Raw genomic sequence first — 19216 nt, forward strand, 5'->3', positions numbered from 1 at the left:
GCAACGAATGCAAAAAGAGAGTTCTGAGGAGATACCCCGACTGGATCGTGGAGAAATCGCGCTTGATGTCGATGTTTCAGGTAATGCAATGGCGTTAACCGTCAATCTTGTCAGGGCCTATGTGGCCAATCATACCGTGCCGGCGGCGCAGCTCGGCACGCTTCTGGAACAAACGCATCGCACTGTGCTCGGGCTCGCGACCTATCGCGCCGAGGCCGCCGGCGCCGGTGCGGTGGAGACCTCGATCCGCAAGGACTGCATCATGTGCCTCGAGGACGGAAAGCTGTTCCGGTCGCTGAAGCGGCATCTCGCCGTTCACCATGCGATGACGCCCACCGAATACCGGACCCGCTGGAACCTGCCGCCGGACTATCCGATGGTCGCGCCGGATTATGCTGAAAATCGCTCCAGGCTGGCGATCTCCATGGGGTTCGGCGGCAAGAGAAAACGTCGCCGCCGGCCCCTGCCGGATGCGCAGACGGAGCCCGCCTTCAATCCCCAGGCAGGCCGCAAAGAGGCAGATCGCGAAGAGGAGTAGGCATGTCGTTTCAAGGTCGGCCGGCGCAAACTGCCGTGCTTGAAGAGGGGCTTCATCAGTGCCGTATGGCGTTTGTTGCCGTGGCTCTCATCAGCGCCATCATCAACCTGCTGTTTCTCAGCGGGCCGCTGTTCATGCTGGAGGTCTATGACCGGGTTCTGCCCAGCCATAGCCTGCCGACGCTTGTCGTCCTGCTCGGCATTGTGGCGCTTCTCTATGCCTTCCAGGGAGGACTCGATGTCATCCGCAGCCGGATACTCAGCCGGACGGGGGCCGTGGTCAGCACATGCGCCGCCGAACCGACCTTCCAGATCGCCATGGCGAGTGCGCGTGAGCGACGGCCGGGCGAAAGGGCTGCCGACCCCGTCAACGATCTCGACCAGATCCGCAATTTTCTCGGCGGCCCATGTCTCGGAGCCTTGTTCGACCTGCCATGGATACCTCTCTATCTCGTCGTCTGCTTCTCTTTTCATCCGTGGATCGGCTTTTCCGCGCTTGCCGGTGCGCTGTTCCTGCTTCTGGCGACGATGGTGACGGATTTTCTGTCGCAACGACTGCTCGCGGGCTCGGCCAAGCATATCTCCGGTCGCGCCATCCTGTCCGAGGAGGGCATTCGTCAGGCGGAAGTGATCCGGGCTCTTGGCCTGCAGGGCAGGATGACCGGCCGCTGGGCGGAGCAGAACCGGCTTGTCGTTGCGAACCAGCTGAAGATCAGCGATGTGGGGAGCGCCTTCGGGGCGGTATCCAAGGCATTTCGCATGTTTCTTCAATCCGGCGTTCTGGCGCTTGGCGCTTATCTTGTCATCGAGGGCGAGGTCACTGCCGGGGTCATCGTCGCCAGCGGCATTCTGGTGTCACGCGCGCTTGCGCCGGTGGAACTGTCGATCGCCAACTGGCGCAATTTCGTCGCGGCGCGGCAAAGCTGGCGACGGCTGTCACGCGCCCTGCGTGGCGCCTCTCAACCCAGGCTTCTGTCGCTCCCGCCTCCGGCCGAGACGTTGAGTGTCGAGGGCCTCACGCTCATGACGAAAGAGCCGGCTCGGCTCATCCTTCGCGACGCGAGTTTTTCGCTGAGCGCGGGGGAGGCGATGGCGATTATCGGTCCGAGTGCTGCCGGTAAGTCGTCCCTGGCGCGTGCTCTTGTTGGCCTTTGGATGCCGGCACAGGGCTCGGTCAGGCTCGACGGTGCGCCGCTCGACTATAGGCACAGCGATGAGCTAGGCGCGCATGTCGGCTATCTGCCGCAGGAAGTCGAGCTGTTCTGCGGCACGGTCGCCGACAATATAAGCCGGTTCGAGCCGGGCGCCTCGAGCGAAAAGATCATTGCGGCGGCAAGAGATGCCGGTGTGCATGAGATGATCCTGCGGCTTCGAAACGGCTATAACACCGCCATCGGGGAAGGCGGCGATGTTCTGTCGGTCGGGCAGAGGCAGCGCATCGGGCTTGCCCGGGCACTTTATGGCAAGCCTTTTCTGGTCGTGCTCGACGAGCCGAATTCCAATCTCGATGCGGAGGGGGAGGAGGCGCTTACCCGCGCAATCGAAGGCGTCCGAAAGCGGCGTGGCGTTGCCGTCGTCATCGCCCATCGTGCCAGCGCGCTTGCGGCCTGTGACACGATCATGATGGTTTCGAGCGGCAGTGTGCAGATGCTTGGTCGCAAGGAGGATGTCATGCATCGGATGCGGCCGGTGGCGGTCCCGGTGGGCGGGCCACAGCGCGGGCCGCTGCCGTCGCAGATACAGCGGGTTCCCATGGCCGCTTCGGCTGGCGACGCGAACGTGACCGCCGTTCCGCTCCCAATGACGGCGGAGGTGACGTGATGAGCTCGGCCGATCTTTTTCGCGTCTCTTTACGCAGGAATATTTGGGTGTCGGGAGGCCTCGCTTTCCTGCTGGCCGTTTCTGTGGCTGCCGCGTCGCTAGTGGAGATTTCTGCCGCGGTGATTGCCGGCGGACGCGTCAGCGTCAGTTCCGAAGTGAAGAAGGTGCAACACTCCACCGGGGGGGTGGTGGGCGAAATCCTCGTGACGACCGGGCAGCTCGTCGATGCGGGGCAGGTCGTGGCGCGGCTCGACGCAACGGCGACGCGCGCGAATATGCAGATCGTCAGCAAATCGCTCGATGATCTTCTGGCGCGGCGGGCCCGTCTCATAACGGAGAGGGACGGCCTGACCGCGATTTCCTTCGATGAGTCGTTTCTTGAGCGCGGCAGGGACGCCATGGTCGATCGGCTGATGGTGGCGGAACAGGGGGTTCTGAACCTGCGGCGCGACGCGCGGGAAGGTGAAAAGGCGCAGCTACGCGAGCGGATCCGGCAGTTGCGCGAACAGATTTCGGGGCTCCAAACCCAGTCATTGGCGAAGGCGGATGAATTGGGTCTGGTGGAGAAGGATCTGGGAAGTGTCCGCAAGCTCTGGGACCAGAAGCTTGTTCAATATGCTCGTCTCAATACCGCCGAGCGCGAGGCGACCAAGCTCAAGGGCGAGGTCGGGTCTATCGTTGCCACGATTGCCGAGACAACCGGGCGGATCACCGAGACCGAATTGCAGATCCTCCAGGTAGAACAGAATTTTCGCAGCGATGTCGCCAAGGAAATGAGCGAGGTCGATGCGTCCATCGCCGAACTGACCGAGCGCAAGGTGGCGGCGCAGGATCAGCTTAGTCGCGTCGATATTCGCGCGCCCCAGGCCGGCATGATCCATGAACTCGCCATACATACGGTCGGCGGCGTCGTCGGGCCGCAGGAGACGTTGATGCTGATCGTGCCGCAATCCGATCCGCTCGTTGTCGATGCGCGCGTTTCCCCAAGCGATGTCGACCAGATCTTTCCGGGGCAAAGGACATTCCTGAAGTTCCCCGCCTTCAGCCAGAAGACGACACCGGAATCGGAAGGTGTGCTGGAGCGGATTTCGCCCGATCTTGTCACCGATGCGAAAACCGGCGTGCAGTATTACGAGGTGCGGATCAGGCTTGCCGGTGTCGCACGAGAATTCGCACTGGTTCCCGGTATGCCGGTCGAGGCCTTTCTGCAGACCGGCAGCCGCAGCATCCTGTCCTATCTCGTAAAGCCGATATCGGATTTTCTGTCGCGCGCCCTGCGGGCCGAGTAGAGGGGCAGATGCGTCACGCCGCCGGCCGGTTTGACAGTGGGCGCATGTCGATCTTTCGGCGATGGAGTGCGGTGTTCCGTGCTTTGTCGAAGGTTGTTTGGCGTCGGGTGAGCAAGCGCGATGGGCCGCTGCGACTTTGGTTTTTAGTGGCTATTCGCCACTCGCCGGGTCGCGGACGAGCATAAGCGACGAGCGGTGGACAGCCACTCCGGAGAGTTGATCAGCTCCAGTAGGCGGCGGCTGTGAAATTTTGTTTGGCCACGCCGCGCTCGGTCAGTTGTGCCCGCGCCGCACGCGATTGGTCGGCATGGCCGGCAAACCAGACATAGGCGTTCTCGGGCAGGTCGATCGCTTCCAGCGCCTCGTTCAGATCGGTGACTACCGTCATCCGGTCATCATCCACCAGTTCACAAAGGTCGTCGCGGTGTGCCTTTACGAAGGCACGCACATCCGCCGGGGCATCCTGCAGCATGCGGATGATGGCAGGAATGGCAGTTTCATCGCCGAACAGGAAGAGATTGCCGTTTTGCGGGCAGGCGCCGCCGCCGGGGCCGATTATGCCGATCGTGCGACCGGTCGGGTCTTCTTCCACCCAGTCGGAGGTCGGGCTTCCGGCATGGCGATAGACGTCGAATTCCAGCCAGTTTTCGCCATAGGCAACGGTCGTGTAGCAGGGTCGGTGCAGGGCGTCGTCGCCCTCGGGCCAAACGGTGCGGCCCGAGGCTGCAATACGCGGCCAGCATGGCGGGCGACCCCGGCGAGGGATGAGAAGACGAAAGTGATAGCTTCCGGTGCCGAAGCGCTCGGCATCATGGCCTTCGAGACGTACTCGCGTAAAGCCCGGCGAGCGGCGGGTGACGGAGGCAACCTGCATCAACGACATTCCAGGTGCCAGCGCACCTTCGGCAACCTCGTCCCATTTGGGGCAGAGCAGGCATTCCTCGAAAAGCTCCGTCAGGCTGCCCTGCAAAGTCTGCAGCAGGCGCTGCTCCGGAGAGGAGATTTCTATCGAGACGCCGGTGGCATCTGGAATAAGCGTGGCCTTGGAATTCCACACATGGAAGCAGAAACCTGAGGCCTCTTGCGTCAGCGGCACGTCCCACTCGATTGCGCGCCTTTTCAACGCGTCGATCGCGGCGCCGTTATCGCGGACGATACGGCCTTTGGTCTGGTGGAGCATGATATTCGCCCGGAAGTCGTTCTCTTACCCGGACTAAAATCATTCATGACTTCTTAAGTCAAGAAATTGATGAGCGCGTTCACCCATGGCCGCAGCGATGTGCCTTGAAGCGACATACCAAAGCAGCGGCATGGCTGGCTCGGCCGCATCCTCAATCACGTTGGAACGATAGTTCGATTGTCGCCAGACGGCGCTTGCTAGGTTTCTTCCCGGATGCGGATGACGAAACCTGTGGCGGTACCTGAAAGCTGCGTCGTCTCCTGTCGCGATAGGATGGCGCAATCGAAGGCGTCGAGCGTTTCGTCCTGACCGTCGCTGGAGAGATGCATCCGCCCGTGCTGGCACAGGATAAGCGCCAGCGCGCCTTCGGCTTCGATTGCTTCGGCAGTGCCGCTGATCTTGGTGACCGTATGCGAGAGAAGGCCGCGGCGGGTCATGATGTTGAGATCGGTGATCGCGCCGTCCGGCAGACTAGCCGTCGTCGGCTCGTCGGCCGGGAATGCGTAAGGGGCCGATGCCTGAGTGAGCAGGGTCGGCGCGCGACCCTCGATCTGCAACTCCATGCCCTTGCCGTCGAGGATCGACAATGTGCGGTCGACATCCGGGAAATTGGAAAAGGCGCCGTCCTCCGAGACCGTCGCCATGCTGATGCGCCAGTCGAACGTATCGACGCTCGCACCTTCGGGAAAGACGGCGATCTCGACGGTTTCTCCGCGCCCGTTCTTCCAGGGCATGCGCCGGTGCTCCGCCGCCCGCAAAATTCTAACCATTGCGATATTTCCCGCTGAAGGAGGCGACCGCCCGCCGGGGCCGGTCGCCTGGCGATGATCAGTTGCCCAGGATCCCGGGCAGACGCAGGCCCTTGTCCTTGGCGCATTCGAGCGCGATGTCATAGCCGGCATCGGCATGCCGCATGACGCCGGTAGCCGGGTCATTCCAGAGCACGCGCTCCAGCCGGCGGTCGGCATCTTCCGAGCCGTCGGCGCAGATGACCATGCCGGAATGCTGGGAATAGCCCATTCCAACACCGCCGCCGTGATGCAGCGACACCCAGGTGGCACCCGAGGCCGTGTTGAGCAGTGCGTTGAGCAGCGGCCAGTCGGATACGGCGTCCGACCCATCCTTCATCGCCTCGGTCTCGCGGTTGGGCGAGGCGACCGAGCCACTGTCGAGATGGTCGCGGCCGATGACGATCGGAGCGGACAGCTCGCCATTGCGGACCATCTCGTTGAAGGCGAGGCCGAGCTTGTGGCGGTCGCCGAGGCCCACCCAGCAAATGCGCGCGGGTAGGCCCTGGAAGGCGATGCGCTCGCGGGCCATATCCAGCCAGTTGTGCAGATGCTTGTTGTCGGGCAGCAGTTCCTTCACCTTGGCATCGGTCTTGTAGATATCCTCCGGATCGCCGGACAGGGCCGCCCAACGGAAGGGGCCGATGCCGCGGCAGAACAGCGGGCGGATATAGGCCGGAACGAAGCCCGGAAAGGCGAAGGCGTTTTCCAGGCCCTCGTCCTTGGCGACCTGGCGGATATTGTTGCCGTAATCGAGTGTCGGAACGCCGGCATCCCAGAAGGCGACCATGGCTTCGACATGCGCCTTCATCGATGCTCGGGCGGCAATCTCGACGGATTTCGGATCACTCTCGCGCTTGGCCTTGGCCTCCTCGACGGTCCAGCCGATCGGCAGGTAGCCATTGCGCGGGTCGTGTGCCGAGGTCTGGTCGGTGACGATATCGGGGCGCGGGCCGCCGGCCTGCATGCGCTTGACCAGTTCCGGGAAGATTTCCGCCGCGTTGCCGAGCAAACCAACCGATTTGGCTTCGCCCTTGGCTGTCCATTCGGCAATCAGCGCAAGCGCTTCATCCAGCGTCTTTGCCTTGGCATCGACGTAGCGGGTGCGCAGGCGGAAATCGATGCGGGTCTCGTCGCATTCCACGGCCAGGCAGCAGGCGCCGGCCATGACGGCTGCCAGCGGTTGGGCGCCGCCCATGCCGCCGAGGCCGCCGGTCAGGATCCATTTGCCCTTGAGGTTGCCACCGTAATGCTGGCGCCCGGCCTCGACGAAGGTTTCATACGTGCCCTGCACAATCCCTTGGGTGCCGATATAGATCCACGAGCCGGCGGTCATCTGGCCGTACATGGCGAGACCCTTCTTATCCAGCTCGTTGAAATGGTCCCAGGTCGCCCAATGCGGCACGAGGTTGGAATTGGCGATCAGCACGCGCGGCGCATCCTTGTGGGTGCGGAACACGCCGACAGGCTTGCCGGACTGAACGAGCAGCGTCTCTTCTTCGGTGAGCGTTTTCAGGGTCGCCGCGATCGCATCGAAATCGTCCCAGGTGCGGGCGGCGCGGCCGATGCCGCCATAAACGACCAGTTCGTGGGGGTTTTCCGCCACGTCGGGATCGAGATTGTTCATCAGCATGCGCAGCGGCGCTTCGGTCATCCAGCTCTTGGCATTCAGCTCATTGCCCCGCGGGGAGCGGACGTCGCGAATATTGTGGCGCGGATTGGTCATGGCCTGTGTTCCCGTTGTTCTTTGCAATCAGATTTCCAGAACCGGCAGGATGCCGGGCGAAATGGCGGCGGCGAGCGCGCCGGTGGCGACGAGGTGGGCTGCTGCGGCGAGATCCGGCGCCATGTAGCGGTCGTCCTCGAGTGGGGGTACGGATGCACGCAGCACGGCGGCCGCCTTTTCCAGTTCGGGGCTGGTCTTCAGCGGACCTCGCAGCTCGACGCCCTGGACCGCGGCGAGCGCCTCGATGCCGAGAATGCCGAACAGGTTTTCCGTCATGACCAGCAGGCGGCGCGCGCCGTGGCAAGCCATGGAAACGTGATCTTCCTGATTGGCCGATGTCGGGGTCGAGTCCACCGAGGCAGGGTGCGACATCTGCTTGTTTTCGCTCATCAGCGCAGCAGAGGTGACTTCGGCGATCATCAGGCCGGAATTCAGACCGGGTCTCCTGGAAAGGAATGCGGGGAGGCCGTAGGAGAGTGCCGGATCGACCAGAAGTGCCACGCGGCGCTGGGCGATTGCACCGATCTCGCAGATGGCAAGCGCCGTCTGGTCGGCTGCGAAGGCGACCGGCTCGGCGTGGAAATTGCCACCCGAGACGACTTCGTCGTCTGACAGAACCAGCGGGTTGTCGGTCACCGCGTTGGCTTCGATTTCCAGCGTGCGCGCGACTTGACGGAGCAGGTCCAGGCAAGCGCCGTCGACCTGCGGCTGGCAGCGGATGCAATAGGGGTCCTGCACGCGCTCGTCGCCTTCGATGTGGCTGGCGCGGATTTCAGACCCTTCCAGCAGGGTACGAAGCGCCGAACCCGCGTCGATCTGGCCCTTGTGGCCGCGCAGCGTGTGGATGTCCGGGTGAAATGGCGCGGACGAGCCCATGGCGGCATCGGTTGACAATGCGCCGGTCACCAGAGCGGTCTGGGCGGCGCGGTGGGCGCGGAACAGGCCGGCAAGTGCAAGTGCGGTGGATGCCTGGGTGCCATTGATCAGCGCCAGACCTTCCTTTGCGGCCAATACGATGGGGGTCAGTCCGACCTTCCTCAAGGCGTCGCTCGATGTCATCCGTTCGCCGGCTAGGAATGCCTCTCCTTCGCCCATCATGGTGGCAGCCATATGGGCGAGCGGGGCGAGATCGCCCGATGCGCCGACAGAGCCCTTTTCCGGGATTGCAGGGATGACACCCTTTTCCAGCATGGCCTCGATCAGCCGGATCAGTTCCAGTCGAACGCCGGAGGCGCCGCGGCCGAGCGAGATCAGTTTGAGCGCCATGATCAGGCGCACGACGTTCTCCGGCAGGGGCGCGCCAAGGCCGCAGCAATGCGACAGGATGAGGTTGCGCTGCAATGTGGCAAGGTCGGCGCTGTCGATCTTGATCGAGGCGAGCTTTCCGAAGCCGGTATTGATGCCGTAGACCGGCGCATTGCCGGCAGCAATTTCGGCGATGCGACGGGTGCCTTTCTCGATGCCGGCATCAAAGGAGCGGTCGAGCACCGCCGCGCCATTATGCCAGTAGATCGCGGCCAGATCTCGAAGGGGAACGCTGCCGGGATGAAGGGTGATCGTCATGCGGTTACCTGCTGCCCTTTGAAGATGCGGGAATGAAGAGGATTGAAACCTATCCGGTAGACAAGTTCGGCGGGTCGTTGGATATTCCAGAGGGCGAAGTCTGCCGATTTGCCGACTTCCAGTGTGCCGGTTTCGCCAAGGAGACCGAGTGCGCGGGCCGCCTCGCGGGTGGCGCCGGCAATGCACTCGTCGACTGTGAGGCGGAAAAGCGTTGCAGACATGTTCATCGTCAGCAGCAGGGATGTGAGGGGCGATGTGCCGGGATTGCAGTCGGTGGCGATCGCCATCCGCACGCCGGCGTCGCGCATCGCCTGGATCGGCGGCTTCTGCGTTTCGTTGATGGCGTAGAAGGCTCCCGGCAGTATGACGGCGACCGTTCCGGCCTCGGCCATCGCCGCCGCCCCTTCCGCATCGAGATATTCCAGGTGGTCCGCCGACAGCGCACCGTAGGATGCCGCCATTTTCGCGCCGCCGAGATTGGACAATTGTTCGGCATGCAGCTTCACCGGAAGACCGAGTGCCGTCGCATGGTCGAAGACGCGGCGCATCTCGTCGGTCGAAAATGCAATGCCCTCGCAAAACCCGTCGACAGCGTCGATCAGGCCTTCCGCATATGCCTTGTCCATGCCGGGCAAGACGACATCGGTTATGTAATCGCCGTTGCGTCCCTTGTATTCCACCGGCGTCGCATGGGCGGCAAGATAGGATGTGACGATCCGTACCGGACGGAGCTTTTCCAATGCCCGGGCGGCGCGCAGCATGTTCAGTTCGCCGTCTATGTTCAGGCCGTAGCCGGACTTGATCTCGAGCGTCGAAATTCCCTCGGCCAGCAGCGTATCGAGCCTTGGCAGGGCGGCTTGCGCCAGCCCCTCGACGGAAAGCGCATTGGTGGACTTGACCGAGGAGACGATGCCACCGCCGGCACGGGCAACTTCTTCATAGGTCGCACCTTCCAGCCGCATCTCGAATTCCATCGCCCGGTCACCGCCGAAGACGATGTGCGTATGGCAATCGATCAGCCCCGGCGTGATGACCCGGCCCTCGCAGTCGATGATTTCAGCATTGCCCGAAAGCGCAAGCGGCATGTCCTGCCAGCGGCCGACAAAAGCGATGCGCCCGTCATGCACGGCCATCGCCGCATCCTCGATCAGGCCGAGGCCGGCCCGTTTTTCGTCAAGCGTCGCTATCCTGGCATTGCGCCAGATCCGCACTGAATCAGCCATCGCGCTCCCTCTTTTGCGTCTTGTTAATGGCTTCGTTGCTCGTTATGTATATACTTAATAAATGCCGAGGCAAGTCGTCTTCGGGGACAAAAAGGGGAATGCCGTGCATGTGATCTTTGCCGAATACGCCCTTGTGGCCAGTGAAATCATCGCGAATGTGCGCATTGGCATCGAGCATGGCCGGATTGTCTCCGTCGAGACCGGGGTGTCCGCCGAATCCGGTGACGAGTGCCACGCCTTTGTGCTGCCCGGCATGCCAAACCTGCACAGCCACGCTTTCCAGCGTGCCATGGCGGGCCTGGCGGAAATCCGTGGGCCGGGCTCGGACAGTTTCTGGAGCTGGCGGACGGTGATGTATCAGTTCGCGTTGTCTATGAACCCGGAGCAGATGGAGGCGATCGCCGCGCAGGCCTTCATGGAGATGGTCGAGCAAGGCTTTTCCCGTGTCGGCGAGTTTCATTACCTGCATCACGATCGCGATGGTTCGCTTTACGCCAATCCGGCGGAACATCTGGAGCGCATTGCCGGCGCTGCACAGTATACGGGGATCGGGCTTACCATGCTGCCGGTCTTCTACGCCCATTCCGGCTTTGGCGGTCTTGCCCCGGCGGAAGGTCAACGACGCTTCATCCATGATCTCGACCAGTTCGCTCGCCTGATGGAGCGCGGTTTGGAAATTACCGGCGAATTGCCGGGCTCAAGCATCGGCATTGCACCGCACAGCCTGCGGGCGGTGACGCCGGATGAGCTGTCGGCGCTGGTCGGAATGACGAGCGGACCGATCCACATCCATGTCGCCGAACAGGTGAAGGAGGTGGAGGACTGCCTGGCATGGAGCGGCGCGCGTCCGGTCGAATGGCTGCTCGATCATGCTCCGGTCGATGAACGCTGGTGCCTTATTCATGCGACGCATATGACGCCGGGCGAAATCGCGGGCATGGCGCGCGCCCGCGCCTTCGCGGGCCTCTGCCCGGTTACCGAAGCCAATCTGGGCGACGGTATTTTTCCGGCGACCGACTTTATCGCGCAGGGCGGCGGCTTCGGCGTCGGGACGGACTCGAATGTCTCGATTTCGTTGCGCGAAGAGTTGCAGATCCTCGAATATTCGCAGCGCCTGCAACAGCGCTCCCGCAACGTGATTGCGCATGCCGGCCAGTCGACCGGGTTGTCACTGTTCAACCACGCACTGGAAGGCGGTGCTGCGGCGCTGCAATCCCCTGCCGGAATCGCGGTCGGGCTATCGGCGGATCTGGTCTCGCTCGATCTGTCCGACATGCCGTGGAGTGCCAGGCACGTGCTGGACCAGTGGATCTTCGGCTCGGGTATCGGGGTGGATTGCGCCTGGGTGCGGGGACGCAAGCTGGTTTCCGCAGGGCGGCATGCGCGACGCACGGAAATCTCCGCACGTTACCGCAAGGTCGTTTCGGAGCTGATGGCGGGGATCTGAGGCTCAGCCGTTCTCGGCACTGACGGCTTGGCGGGCGGCGGCAGCCGCCGCCGCATCCGCGCCGGTGCGAAGCGAACCGCGGATGCGGCTCTTGCCCACCTCGATCACATGCCGCATGGCCGACATCGCCTTGGCCGGATCACGCGAGGCGATGGCATGGACGATACGCAGGTGGTTCGTGGCGACCTCGTCAATGGTTTCCGGCGAGGCGGCCGGCGAGGAAAGCTGGAACGAGATGGCGAGTGCCGCCTCGATCAACGCGCTCGCAGACCGCATGAACGGATTGCCGGACATGCGGGCGATGGCCAAGTGGAATTCCAGATCGACCTGAGCGACCGTTTCCGGCGTGTGGTTGAGATTGTCGAACCTTGCGGCGATGGCATAAAGCGCGACGATATCGTCGCTGGTGGCGCGGGCCGCCGCTGCCGCCGCTGCTGCCGGCTCAAGCGCCAGGCGGATTTCGGCCAGATGCTCGATGAAGTCGTAGTCCAGCCCCGCCTCGAAGCGCCAGCCGAGCACATCCGAATCAAAGAAGTTCCAGCTATCGCGCGGCAGAACACGGGTGCCGACCTTTGCCTTCGCCTCGATCAGGCGTTTGGCCGACAGCGTCTTCATCGCCTCGCGCAGGACGGTTCGTGACACGCGGAAACGGGCGGAAAGCTCGGCGTCACCGGGCAGAAGCGAACCTTCCGGGATCTTGCCGGCGACGATGCTGCGTCCGAGTTCGGATACCACATGGGCGTGGTTTCCTCCCCTCTTCCTGCCGCTGATCGTTGTTTCCAGAAGACCCAAAATCACACCTCTTTCAATTGTCGAACTGCCAGTCGGCGGTCTGAATACCAGATGATGGTGCGCTGCAACACGATGAAAACGAAGAGCAGGATGCCGATGACGATTTTCGTCCACCATGAGGAAAGCGTGCCGTCGAAGACGATATAGGTCTGGATCAACCCCTGCAGAAGAATGCCGACGAATGTGCCCGCGACGAGGCCGACGCCGCCGGTCAGCAATGTTCCTCCGATCACCACGGCGGCAATCGCGTCAAGTTCCACACCGACCGTCGCCAGCGAATAGCCGGAGGACGTGTAGAGCGTATAGACGATGCCGGCGAGGCCGGAGAGAAAGCCGGAAAGTGCATAGATGCGGATCGTCGTCGCTCCGACCGGAACCCCCATCAGCTCCGCCGACTGGATGTTGCCGCCGATCGCATAGACATTGGCGCCGAATTTCGTGCGAGATGCGAGGAATATGCCGGCGATGAAGACGGCGAGCATGATCATGGCCAGCAATGTCAGCCGCCCACCGCCGGGAAAGCGGATGTAGAAACCCATCATCGCATCGATGAACTCATGGGTGATCGGCACGGATTGGGTCGTAACGAGATAGGCGGCGCCGCGCGCCAGAAACATGCCGGCCAGCGTGACGACGAAAGGCGGGATCTGCAGGTAGCGGATCATTGCCCCCATCAGGCAGCCGAACAGGGTGGAAATGACGAGCGCGGCGATGAACGCGGTTACTGGGTGGACCTGGAACGTGCCGACCATGACGGCGACGAAGACGCTGGTAAAGGCGATCACCGAGCCGACCGAGAGGTCGATGCCGCCGGACAGGATGACGAATGTCATGCCGACTGCGGCGATACCGAGGAAGGCATTGTCGGTCAGCAGATTGCCGATGACGCGTGTCGACAGCATGTTCGGAAATTGCATGACGCAAAGCGCATAGGCGATGATGAATATGGCAAGCGTGGTGACGAAGGGAAGATTGCGGGAATGGATCATCTGGTCGCCTCCTTCGTGCCGTGATTGAGCTTTTCCGCACGGCGCGTGGCTTTCAGGAAGCCGAAAAGGGTCAACACCGCCGGCGATTGCAGTGTGAGCACCACGATGATGATGCCGGCCTTGATGATGAGGTTGAATTCCGGCGGGAAGCCGGAGACGAGAATGCCGGTGTTGATCGACTGGATGATCAGGGCGCCGATCAGCGATGCGGTGATCGAGAAGCGGCCGCCATTGAGCGACGTGCCGCCGACGACGACCGCCAGGATGGCGTCCAGTTCCAGCCACAGGCCGGCATTGTTGGCATCAGCTCCGCGGATATCGGCGGTGACGATCATGCCGGCAATTGCAGCGCACAGTCCGGAAATAGCATAGGCGGAGAATAGCAGGAAGCGGGCGCGCACGCCGGCAAGGCTTGCGGCACGACGATTGATGCCGGTCGCCTCGATCAGGAAGCCGAGCGCGGTGCGGCGCATCAGAAGACCGATCGCAAGCGCCGTGCCGACCCAGATAAAGATCGGGATCGGGATGCCGGCGAATGCACCGGAGCCGAGGGCTGCGAACGTGTCGTCATTGAAAGTGAGGATGACGCCCTCGGTGATCAATTGGGCAATGCCTCGGCCGGCCACCATGAGGATAAGGGTGGCGATGATCGGCTGAATGTCCAGCACGGCAACAAGCACGCCGTTCCAAAGGCCGCAGGCAATGCCGATGACAAGCGAGGCGGCAATCACCACCGGCAGCGGGTAGCCTTCGGTGATCAGCGTGGCGGCAACCGCACCGCAGATGGCGATCACAGCGCCGATCGACAGGTCGATGCCGCGGGTGGCGATCACCAGCGTCATGCCAACGGTCAGAAGCGCCACCGGCGCGGCGCGCACAAGAATGTCGATCAGACTGCCGTAAATGCGGCCATTCTGCACCGAGATCGTCAGGAAGCCCGGAGCGATCAGGCTGATCGTTCCGAGGATGATCGCCAAGGCGATCAGCTGCGGGGCAAGGCGGCGCAGGCGGCGAGTGATCATGTCCATCAGGCGGCCTCCGTCCTGCCGGTACCGGCAATCGCCTCGATGATCGCGTCCGTCGTCAGCTGCCCGCCCGAAAGTTCGGCCACATGCCGACGGTCGGAAAGCACGATGACTCGGTGGGCAACCGCCGTGAGTTCTTCCAATTCCGACGAGATGACGACAAGCGACATGCCTTGCAAACAGAGATTTTCAATCATTTTCAGGATTTCCGCATGGGCGCCGATATCGATGCCGCGCGTCGGTTCGTCGAGGATCAGCAACCGGGGCTCGGTTGCAAGCCAGCGGGCGAGGATTGCCTTCTGCTGATTTCCGCCGGAGAGAAACTTGATCGGCCGTTCGCGATCCGCCGGGCGGATATCGAGCGACCTGATAAAACGATCGGCGAGTTCGCGCTTGTGGGCCGACGAGACCGGCCGCATCCAGCCGCGCCGTGCTTGTAATGCGAGGGCGATATTGTCCGCCACCGAAAGATCGCCGACGATGCCGTCGGTCTTGCGCTCTTCCGGGCAGAACCCGAAACCATTGGCGATCGCCGCTTCGGGCGAGTTGAGGCCGACCTCAGTTCCATCGATCGTCGCCTTGCCGCTATCGGCGCGATCGATGCCGAAAAGCAGGAAGGCGGTCTCGCTGCGGCCGGAGCCAAGAAGACCGGCAATGCCGACGACCTCGCCGGGCCTGATATCGAGATCGAAAGGCGCAACGCTGCCCTTCTTTCCGTAATTCTCGAAGCGGATGGACGGCGGTCCGCGCTCGTCGATCGTCTCCGGCTCGGCCTGATGATCGCGGGTGATGTGCTGCAGCTCGCGGCCGAGCATCATCGAGATCAGCTCGAGACGCGGCAGGTCCGACAGCGCGCGGCTGCCGACAAGGCGCCCGTTGCGCAGAACGGTGACACGATCGGCGATCTCGTAAACCTGATCGAGAAAATGGGTGATGATGACGATGCCGAGGCCCTCCTCGCGCAGCTGCCGCAGCACGGAAAACAGGCCCTTCACCTCGTTCGCATCGAGGCTTGCGGTCGGCTCGTCGAGCACGAGTACCTTGCCGGACAGGTCGACGGCACGGGCAATCGCGATGATCTGGCGGATGGCGACCGAATAGGACGACAGAAGCGCATCGACATCTATGTCGAGGCCGTAGCGGGCAAGCAGTGTCCTGGAGCGCTCGCGCATGGCGCGGCGATCGATCATGCCGAAGCGGCGCGGCTGGCGGCCGAGAAACATGTTTTCCGCCACCGTCAGATTTTCCAGAAGATTGACCTCCTGGTAGACGGTGCCGATGCCGAGCGCCTGGGCGTCAGCCACGGTGTCGGGGTGGATCTCGCTGTCCTCAAGCGTGATCGTGCCGCGGTCGCGGCGATAGACGCCTGTCAGGATCTTGATCAGGGTCGATTTTCCGGCGCCGTTTTCGCCGAGGAGCGCATGGATTTCACCGGCCTGAAGGGTGAAGTCGACGTCGTCGAGCGCCGGGATGCCGAAGAACGATTTGCCGATGCCTCGGGCTTCGAGGAGAGCGTGTGGTGCTGACATGTCTGCGTCCCGCATGCTGAAGGGAGCCGAAGCGGCATGGCGCCGCTCCGGTCATGTTTCATGCCCGGCCCGATGTGCCGGACGGCGGGATATCAGTAGCCGAGGCCCTTCTTGGCTTCGTAGACCTTCATCGGATCGTCAGCCGCGGTGTAGAGCCTGGACTCTGTCTGGATCCACTTCGGCGGTTCCTTCTTGTCCTTGAGATAGGCGTCGAGCGCATCGAAGGCCGGGCCTGCCATGTTCGGCGTCAGCTCGACAGTGGCATTCGCCTCGCCCTTCGACATCGCCTGGAAGATATCCGGGACCGCGTCGATCGACACGACCTTGATATCGGTCCCCGGCTTCAGGCCGGCTTCCTTGATCGCCTGGATCGCGCCGACGGCCATGTCGTCATTGTGGGCGTAAACGGCACAGATATCCTTGCCGCCGCCTTCCGCCTTGATGAAGCTTTCCATGACTTCCTTGCCCTTGGTGCGGGTGAAGTCGCCGGTCTGCGAGCGGACGATCTTGATGTTGGTGGCGGATGCGATGCCTTCCTCGAAGCCCTTCTTGCGGTTGATCGCCGGCGAGGAGCCTGTGGTTCCCTGAAGCTCGACGACCTTGCAATCCTTGGAACCGATGTCCTTCGCCAGCCATTCGCCGGCAACCTTGCCTTCGAAGACCTGGTCGGAGGTGACGGCCGTCAGGTAGAGATCCTTCGGAGACTCGATTTCGCGGTCAAGCAGAATGACCGGAATGTTTTCCTCCTTGGCTTCCTTCAGCACGGCATCCCAGCCGGTGGCAACCACCGGTGCGATCAGGATCGCATCGACGCCCTGGGCGATGAAGCCGCGGATCGCCTTGATCTGGTTCTCCTGCTTCTGCTGGGCATCGGCGAACTTCAGCGTGATGCCACGCTTTTCGGCCTCCTGTTTCGTCACCGTCGTCTCAGCGGCACGCCATCCGGATTCAGATCCGATCTGCGAGAAGCCGACTGTCAGTGATTGTGCGGAAACGCCGGATGCGAACATGGCGAAAATAGCGGCAGCACTTGCCGCGACGAGAGCTTTTTTCATCTTAATCCTCCCACAGATGATGAAGCAAACTGGCAGGGCAAGGATTGGCATATAATAATACTTTTGCAACCCTCAATTTATGCGAGTGTTGAAAAATCCGTCAACTTGCCGAAAAATATAACGTAATACGATCCGTATCCTCATTTTTGGCCGAAAAATTCGTCAATGCTGATTTACGTTTACGGAAAAAGACATTCTTGACAGTCGAGGCAATTATCCAATAGTCGTATTTTTGAAGAACGTCAGCTTTGCGTTCCGACCGGAGGACGGCATGGCCTGTGGAGGCGCCATGTCACATCATAAAAAAATTGGATGACGAGATCTATGCTGAGAATTCTGCAGATTGCCGATGATGCGGGTGCGGTGAAGGTTGTGGCATGGGAGGGCGAGGGCGCCGGCCACAGCGTCAATGGTGTTTCATCCACCTATGATCTTGCGATGCAGGCGATTGCAGCCGGCCGCAGCCTTGCCGAGCAGATTGCCGCGCTCGGTCATGGCGCAGATGTGGATGTCGAGAAGGCGGCGCGCGAGGGCCGTATCGGTCTGCCGATTTCCCATCCCGATCCGGCGCATTTCGTCGTTGCCGGCACTGGCCTTACCCATCTCGGTTCCGCCGATGGTCGCGACAAGATGCACAAGGCGGCGCAGGCTGAAGACAAGCCGACCGATTCCATGCGCATGTTCCTGCTCGGCGTCGAAGGCGGCAAGCCTGCCGCCGGTCAGGTCGGCGCGCAGCCGGAATGGTTCTTCAAGGGTAACGGTTCGCAGCTCAAGGCGACCGGTGAAGAACTGGTGTCTCCCTCCTTCGCGCTCGATGGTGGCGAAGAGCCTGAACTGGCCGGCATCTACCTGATCGGTCCCGACGGCACGCCTTTCCGCGTCGGCTTCTGTCTCGCCAACGAGTTTTCCGACCATGTGACGGAGAAGGGCAATTATCTGTGGCTTGCCCATTCCAAGCTGCGCGAGGCCGCGCTCGGCCCCGAACTTCTCGTCGGCGATCTACCCGATCATGTCGAGGGCACCTCGCGCGTCCGCCGCGGCCATGAGGTGATCTTCGAAAAGCCTTTCCTGTCGGGCGAAGCCAACATGTCACATTCGATCGCCAATCTCGAATACCACAATTTCAAATATGATCTCTTCCGCGAACCCGGCGATCTGCATGTGCATTTCTTCGGCACGGCGACCCTATCCGTCTCGCACGGTATCAAGACGGAAGCCGGCGACGTGTTCGAGATCGATGCCGCGCCGTTCAAGCTGCCGCTGGTGAATACGCTCGCAATCGCTGTCGAGCGCCCCGTGACCATCAAGACGCTCTGAGGTGGTCATGCCGAATATTCGTCTCGCTATCGTCGGTTTGGGCAAGATCGCAAGGGATCAGCATCTCGGTGCGATCGAGGCCAATGACGGCATCGAACTGGTCGCCGTCGCCAGCCGTCACGCACGGCTCGATGGCGTCCACTGTTTTCACGACATCGCTGATCTGCTGGCCTCGGATGTCGAGATCGACGCCGTGTCGCTTTGCACGCCGCCGCAGGGGCGCTTCGAACAGGCCAAGGCAGCACTCGATGCGGGCAAGCATGTGATGCTGGAAAAGCCGCCGGGCGCTACGCTTTCCGAAGTGTTCGCACTGGAGCAGCTGGCAAAGACCAAAGGCCTGACACTGTTTTCCACCTGGCACTCGCGGGCCGCCGCCGCCGTCGAGCCGGCACGGGCGCTGCTTGCCAAGCGCAGGATCAGAAGTGTTGCCGTCGAGTGGAAGGAAGATGTCCGTCACTGGCATCCGGGCCAGGCCTGGATCTGGGAGCCGGGCGGTCTCGGCGTGTTCGATCCGGGCATCAACGCGCTTTCCATCGTTACGCGCATCATGCCGGAAAAGTTTCACCTGACACGCTCGGACCTGACGTTCCCGGCCAATCGCGCCGCACCGATCGCCGCCAGCCTGGCATTCGAGACCGCATCCGGCTTGTCGGTTGCTGCCGAATTCGACTGGCGCCAGACCGGGCCGCAGACATGGGACATTCGCGTCGAAACCGAAGAGGGTCCGATCGTCTTGACCCATGGTGGCAGCAGGCTCATCGTCGATGGCGAGGCGCAGATCGTCGAGGAAGATCGCGAGTATCGCAATCTTTACCGGGATTTCGTCTCGCTCGTGAACGAAGGCGCCAGCGACACCGATTTTTCGCCGTTGGTGCATGTGGCCGATGCCTTCCTGCTCGGCCGTCGCATCGAAACTGAAGCATTCGAGGACTGAT

16 protein-coding genes are annotated in these 19216 nt (G+C 62.2%); 6 read left to right on the forward strand and 10 right to left on the reverse strand.

From position 1 onward, the window contains the following. The first annotated feature begins 88 nt into the window (after positions 1 to 88). From AC0JZ4_RS06515 to AC0JZ4_RS06525, 3 genes are read left to right on the forward strand one after another with little or no spacing between them, the layout of a single operon-like run. Positions 89 to 538 carry a Ros/MucR family transcriptional regulator gene (locus AC0JZ4_RS06515; protein ID WP_471885591.1) on the forward strand — a complete coding sequence of 150 codons (450 nt, stop codon included), beginning with the start codon at positions 89 to 91 and terminating at the stop codon, positions 536 to 538. Between the two features lie 2 nt (positions 539 to 540). Next, positions 541 to 2358, forward strand: coding sequence for a type I secretion system permease/ATPase (locus AC0JZ4_RS06520; protein WP_471885592.1), 1818 nt, complete (start codon positions 541 to 543; stop codon positions 2356 to 2358). A 47-nt stretch (positions 2359 to 2405) separates the two neighbouring features. Beyond that, positions 2406 to 3647: an HlyD family type I secretion periplasmic adaptor subunit gene (locus tag AC0JZ4_RS06525; protein ID WP_471885593.1), complete on the forward strand. Its 1242-nt coding sequence runs from the start codon at positions 2406 to 2408 to the stop codon at positions 3645 to 3647. Between the two features lie 220 nt (positions 3648 to 3867). Here the strand turns inward: AC0JZ4_RS06525 and AC0JZ4_RS06530 are convergent, their stop codons facing one another. The 5 genes from AC0JZ4_RS06530 to hutI form a co-directional block, all read right to left on the reverse strand. Further along, positions 3868 to 4827, reverse strand: coding sequence for a siderophore-interacting protein (locus AC0JZ4_RS06530; RefSeq protein WP_471885594.1), 960 nt, complete (start codon positions 4825 to 4827; stop codon positions 3868 to 3870). Between the two features lie 197 nt (positions 4828 to 5024). Continuing rightward, complete coding sequence (locus AC0JZ4_RS06535) at positions 5025 to 5561, reverse strand: HutD/Ves family protein (RefSeq protein ID WP_471885595.1); 537 nt, start codon at positions 5559 to 5561, stop codon at positions 5025 to 5027. A 94-nt stretch (positions 5562 to 5655) separates the two neighbouring features. Continuing rightward, positions 5656 to 7341: a urocanate hydratase gene (gene hutU / locus AC0JZ4_RS06540; protein ID WP_471885596.1), complete on the reverse strand. Its 1686-nt coding sequence runs from the start codon at positions 7339 to 7341 to the stop codon at positions 5656 to 5658. A gap of 27 nt (positions 7342 to 7368) precedes the next feature. Next, positions 7369 to 8904, reverse strand: coding sequence for a histidine ammonia-lyase (gene hutH, locus AC0JZ4_RS06545; protein WP_471885597.1), 1536 nt, complete (start codon positions 8902 to 8904; stop codon positions 7369 to 7371). Further along, a complete protein-coding gene (gene hutI, locus AC0JZ4_RS06550; RefSeq protein ID WP_471885598.1) occupies positions 8901 to 10127 on the reverse strand; it encodes an imidazolonepropionase in 1227 nt (408 codons plus the stop codon). The genes hutH and hutI overlap by 4 nt, the downstream gene beginning before the upstream one ends. Positions 10128 to 10230: 103 nt before the next feature. On the opposite strand from hutI, the gene AC0JZ4_RS06555 reads away from it, so the two are divergent. Then, positions 10231 to 11574: a formimidoylglutamate deiminase gene (locus AC0JZ4_RS06555; RefSeq protein WP_471885599.1), complete on the forward strand. Its 1344-nt coding sequence runs from the start codon at positions 10231 to 10233 to the stop codon at positions 11572 to 11574. A 3-nt stretch (positions 11575 to 11577) separates the two neighbouring features. Here the strand turns inward: AC0JZ4_RS06555 and AC0JZ4_RS06560 are convergent, their stop codons facing one another. The 5 genes from AC0JZ4_RS06560 to ytfQ all read right to left on the reverse strand — a co-directional run bounded on the left by AC0JZ4_RS06560 (position 11578) and on the right by ytfQ (position 16970). After that, entirely contained in the window at positions 11578 to 12366 is a 789-nt protein-coding gene (locus AC0JZ4_RS06560) for a FadR/GntR family transcriptional regulator (protein ID WP_471885600.1), read from the reverse strand. A 2-nt stretch (positions 12367 to 12368) separates the two neighbouring features. Beyond that, positions 12369 to 13355 carry a galactofuranose ABC transporter, permease protein YjfF gene (gene yjfF, locus AC0JZ4_RS06565; RefSeq protein WP_471885601.1) on the reverse strand — a complete coding sequence of 329 codons (987 nt, stop codon included), beginning with the start codon at positions 13353 to 13355 and terminating at the stop codon, positions 12369 to 12371. After that, positions 13352 to 14383 carry an ABC transporter permease gene (locus tag AC0JZ4_RS06570; RefSeq protein WP_471885602.1) on the reverse strand — a complete coding sequence of 344 codons (1032 nt, stop codon included), beginning with the start codon at positions 14381 to 14383 and terminating at the stop codon, positions 13352 to 13354. The genes yjfF and AC0JZ4_RS06570 overlap by 4 nt, the downstream gene beginning before the upstream one ends. After that, a complete protein-coding gene (locus AC0JZ4_RS06575; RefSeq protein WP_471885603.1) occupies positions 14383 to 15909 on the reverse strand; it encodes a sugar ABC transporter ATP-binding protein in 1527 nt (508 codons plus the stop codon). Before AC0JZ4_RS06575 ends, AC0JZ4_RS06570 begins: the two co-directional genes overlap by 1 nt. 92 nt (positions 15910 to 16001) lie before the next feature. Next, on the reverse strand, positions 16002 to 16970 hold the full coding sequence (gene ytfQ, locus AC0JZ4_RS06580; RefSeq protein WP_471887816.1) for a galactofuranose ABC transporter, galactofuranose-binding protein YtfQ: 969 nt from the start codon (positions 16968 to 16970) through the stop codon (positions 16002 to 16004). A 318-nt stretch (positions 16971 to 17288) separates the two neighbouring features. Here ytfQ and araD1 point away from each other — a divergent pair, with 318 nt between their 5' ends. Then, positions 17289 to 18281 carry an AraD1 family protein gene (gene araD1 / locus AC0JZ4_RS06585; protein ID WP_471885604.1) on the forward strand — a complete coding sequence of 331 codons (993 nt, stop codon included), beginning with the start codon at positions 17289 to 17291 and terminating at the stop codon, positions 18279 to 18281. 7 nt (positions 18282 to 18288) lie between these two features. After that, a complete protein-coding gene (locus AC0JZ4_RS06590; RefSeq protein ID WP_471885605.1) occupies positions 18289 to 19215 on the forward strand; it encodes a Gfo/Idh/MocA family protein in 927 nt (308 codons plus the stop codon). Position 19216 lies beyond the last annotated feature (1 nt).

The organism is [Rhizobium] kunmingense, assembly GCF_977018605.1.

What these genes read in the sequence shown, in the direction of transcription:
- AC0JZ4_RS06515 (WP_471885591.1), top strand. Translation starts at nt 89, where the DNA reads ATGGCGTTAACCGTCAATCTTGTCAGGGCCTATGTGGCCAATCATACC.
- AC0JZ4_RS06520 (WP_471885592.1), top strand. Translation starts at nt 541, where the DNA reads ATGTCGTTTCAAGGTCGGCCGGCGCAAACTGCCGTGCTTGAAGAGGGG.
- AC0JZ4_RS06530 (WP_471885594.1), bottom strand. Translation starts at nt 4,827, where the DNA reads ATGCTCCACCAGACCAAAGGCCGTATCGTCCGCGATAACGGCGCCGCG.
- AC0JZ4_RS06535 (WP_471885595.1), bottom strand. Translation starts at nt 5,561, where the DNA reads ATGCCCTGGAAGAACGGGCGCGGAGAAACCGTCGAGATCGCCGTCTTT.
- hutU (WP_471885596.1), bottom strand. Translation starts at nt 7,341, where the DNA reads ATGACCAATCCGCGCCACAATATTCGCGACGTCCGCTCCCCGCGGGGC.
- hutH (WP_471885597.1), bottom strand. Translation starts at nt 8,904, where the DNA reads ATGACGATCACCCTTCATCCCGGCAGCGTTCCCCTTCGAGATCTGGCC.
- hutI (WP_471885598.1), bottom strand. Translation starts at nt 10,127, where the DNA reads ATGGCTGATTCAGTGCGGATCTGGCGCAATGCCAGGATAGCGACGCTT.
- yjfF (WP_471885601.1), bottom strand. Translation starts at nt 13,355, where the DNA reads ATGATCCATTCCCGCAATCTTCCCTTCGTCACCACGCTTGCCATATTC.
- AC0JZ4_RS06570 (WP_471885602.1), bottom strand. Translation starts at nt 14,383, where the DNA reads ATGGACATGATCACTCGCCGCCTGCGCCGCCTTGCCCCGCAGCTGATC.
- AC0JZ4_RS06575 (WP_471885603.1), bottom strand. Translation starts at nt 15,909, where the DNA reads ATGTCAGCACCACACGCTCTCCTCGAAGCCCGAGGCATCGGCAAATCG.
- araD1 (WP_471885604.1), top strand. Translation starts at nt 17,289, where the DNA reads ATGCTGAGAATTCTGCAGATTGCCGATGATGCGGGTGCGGTGAAGGTT.
- AC0JZ4_RS06590 (WP_471885605.1), top strand. Translation starts at nt 18,289, where the DNA reads ATGCCGAATATTCGTCTCGCTATCGTCGGTTTGGGCAAGATCGCAAGG.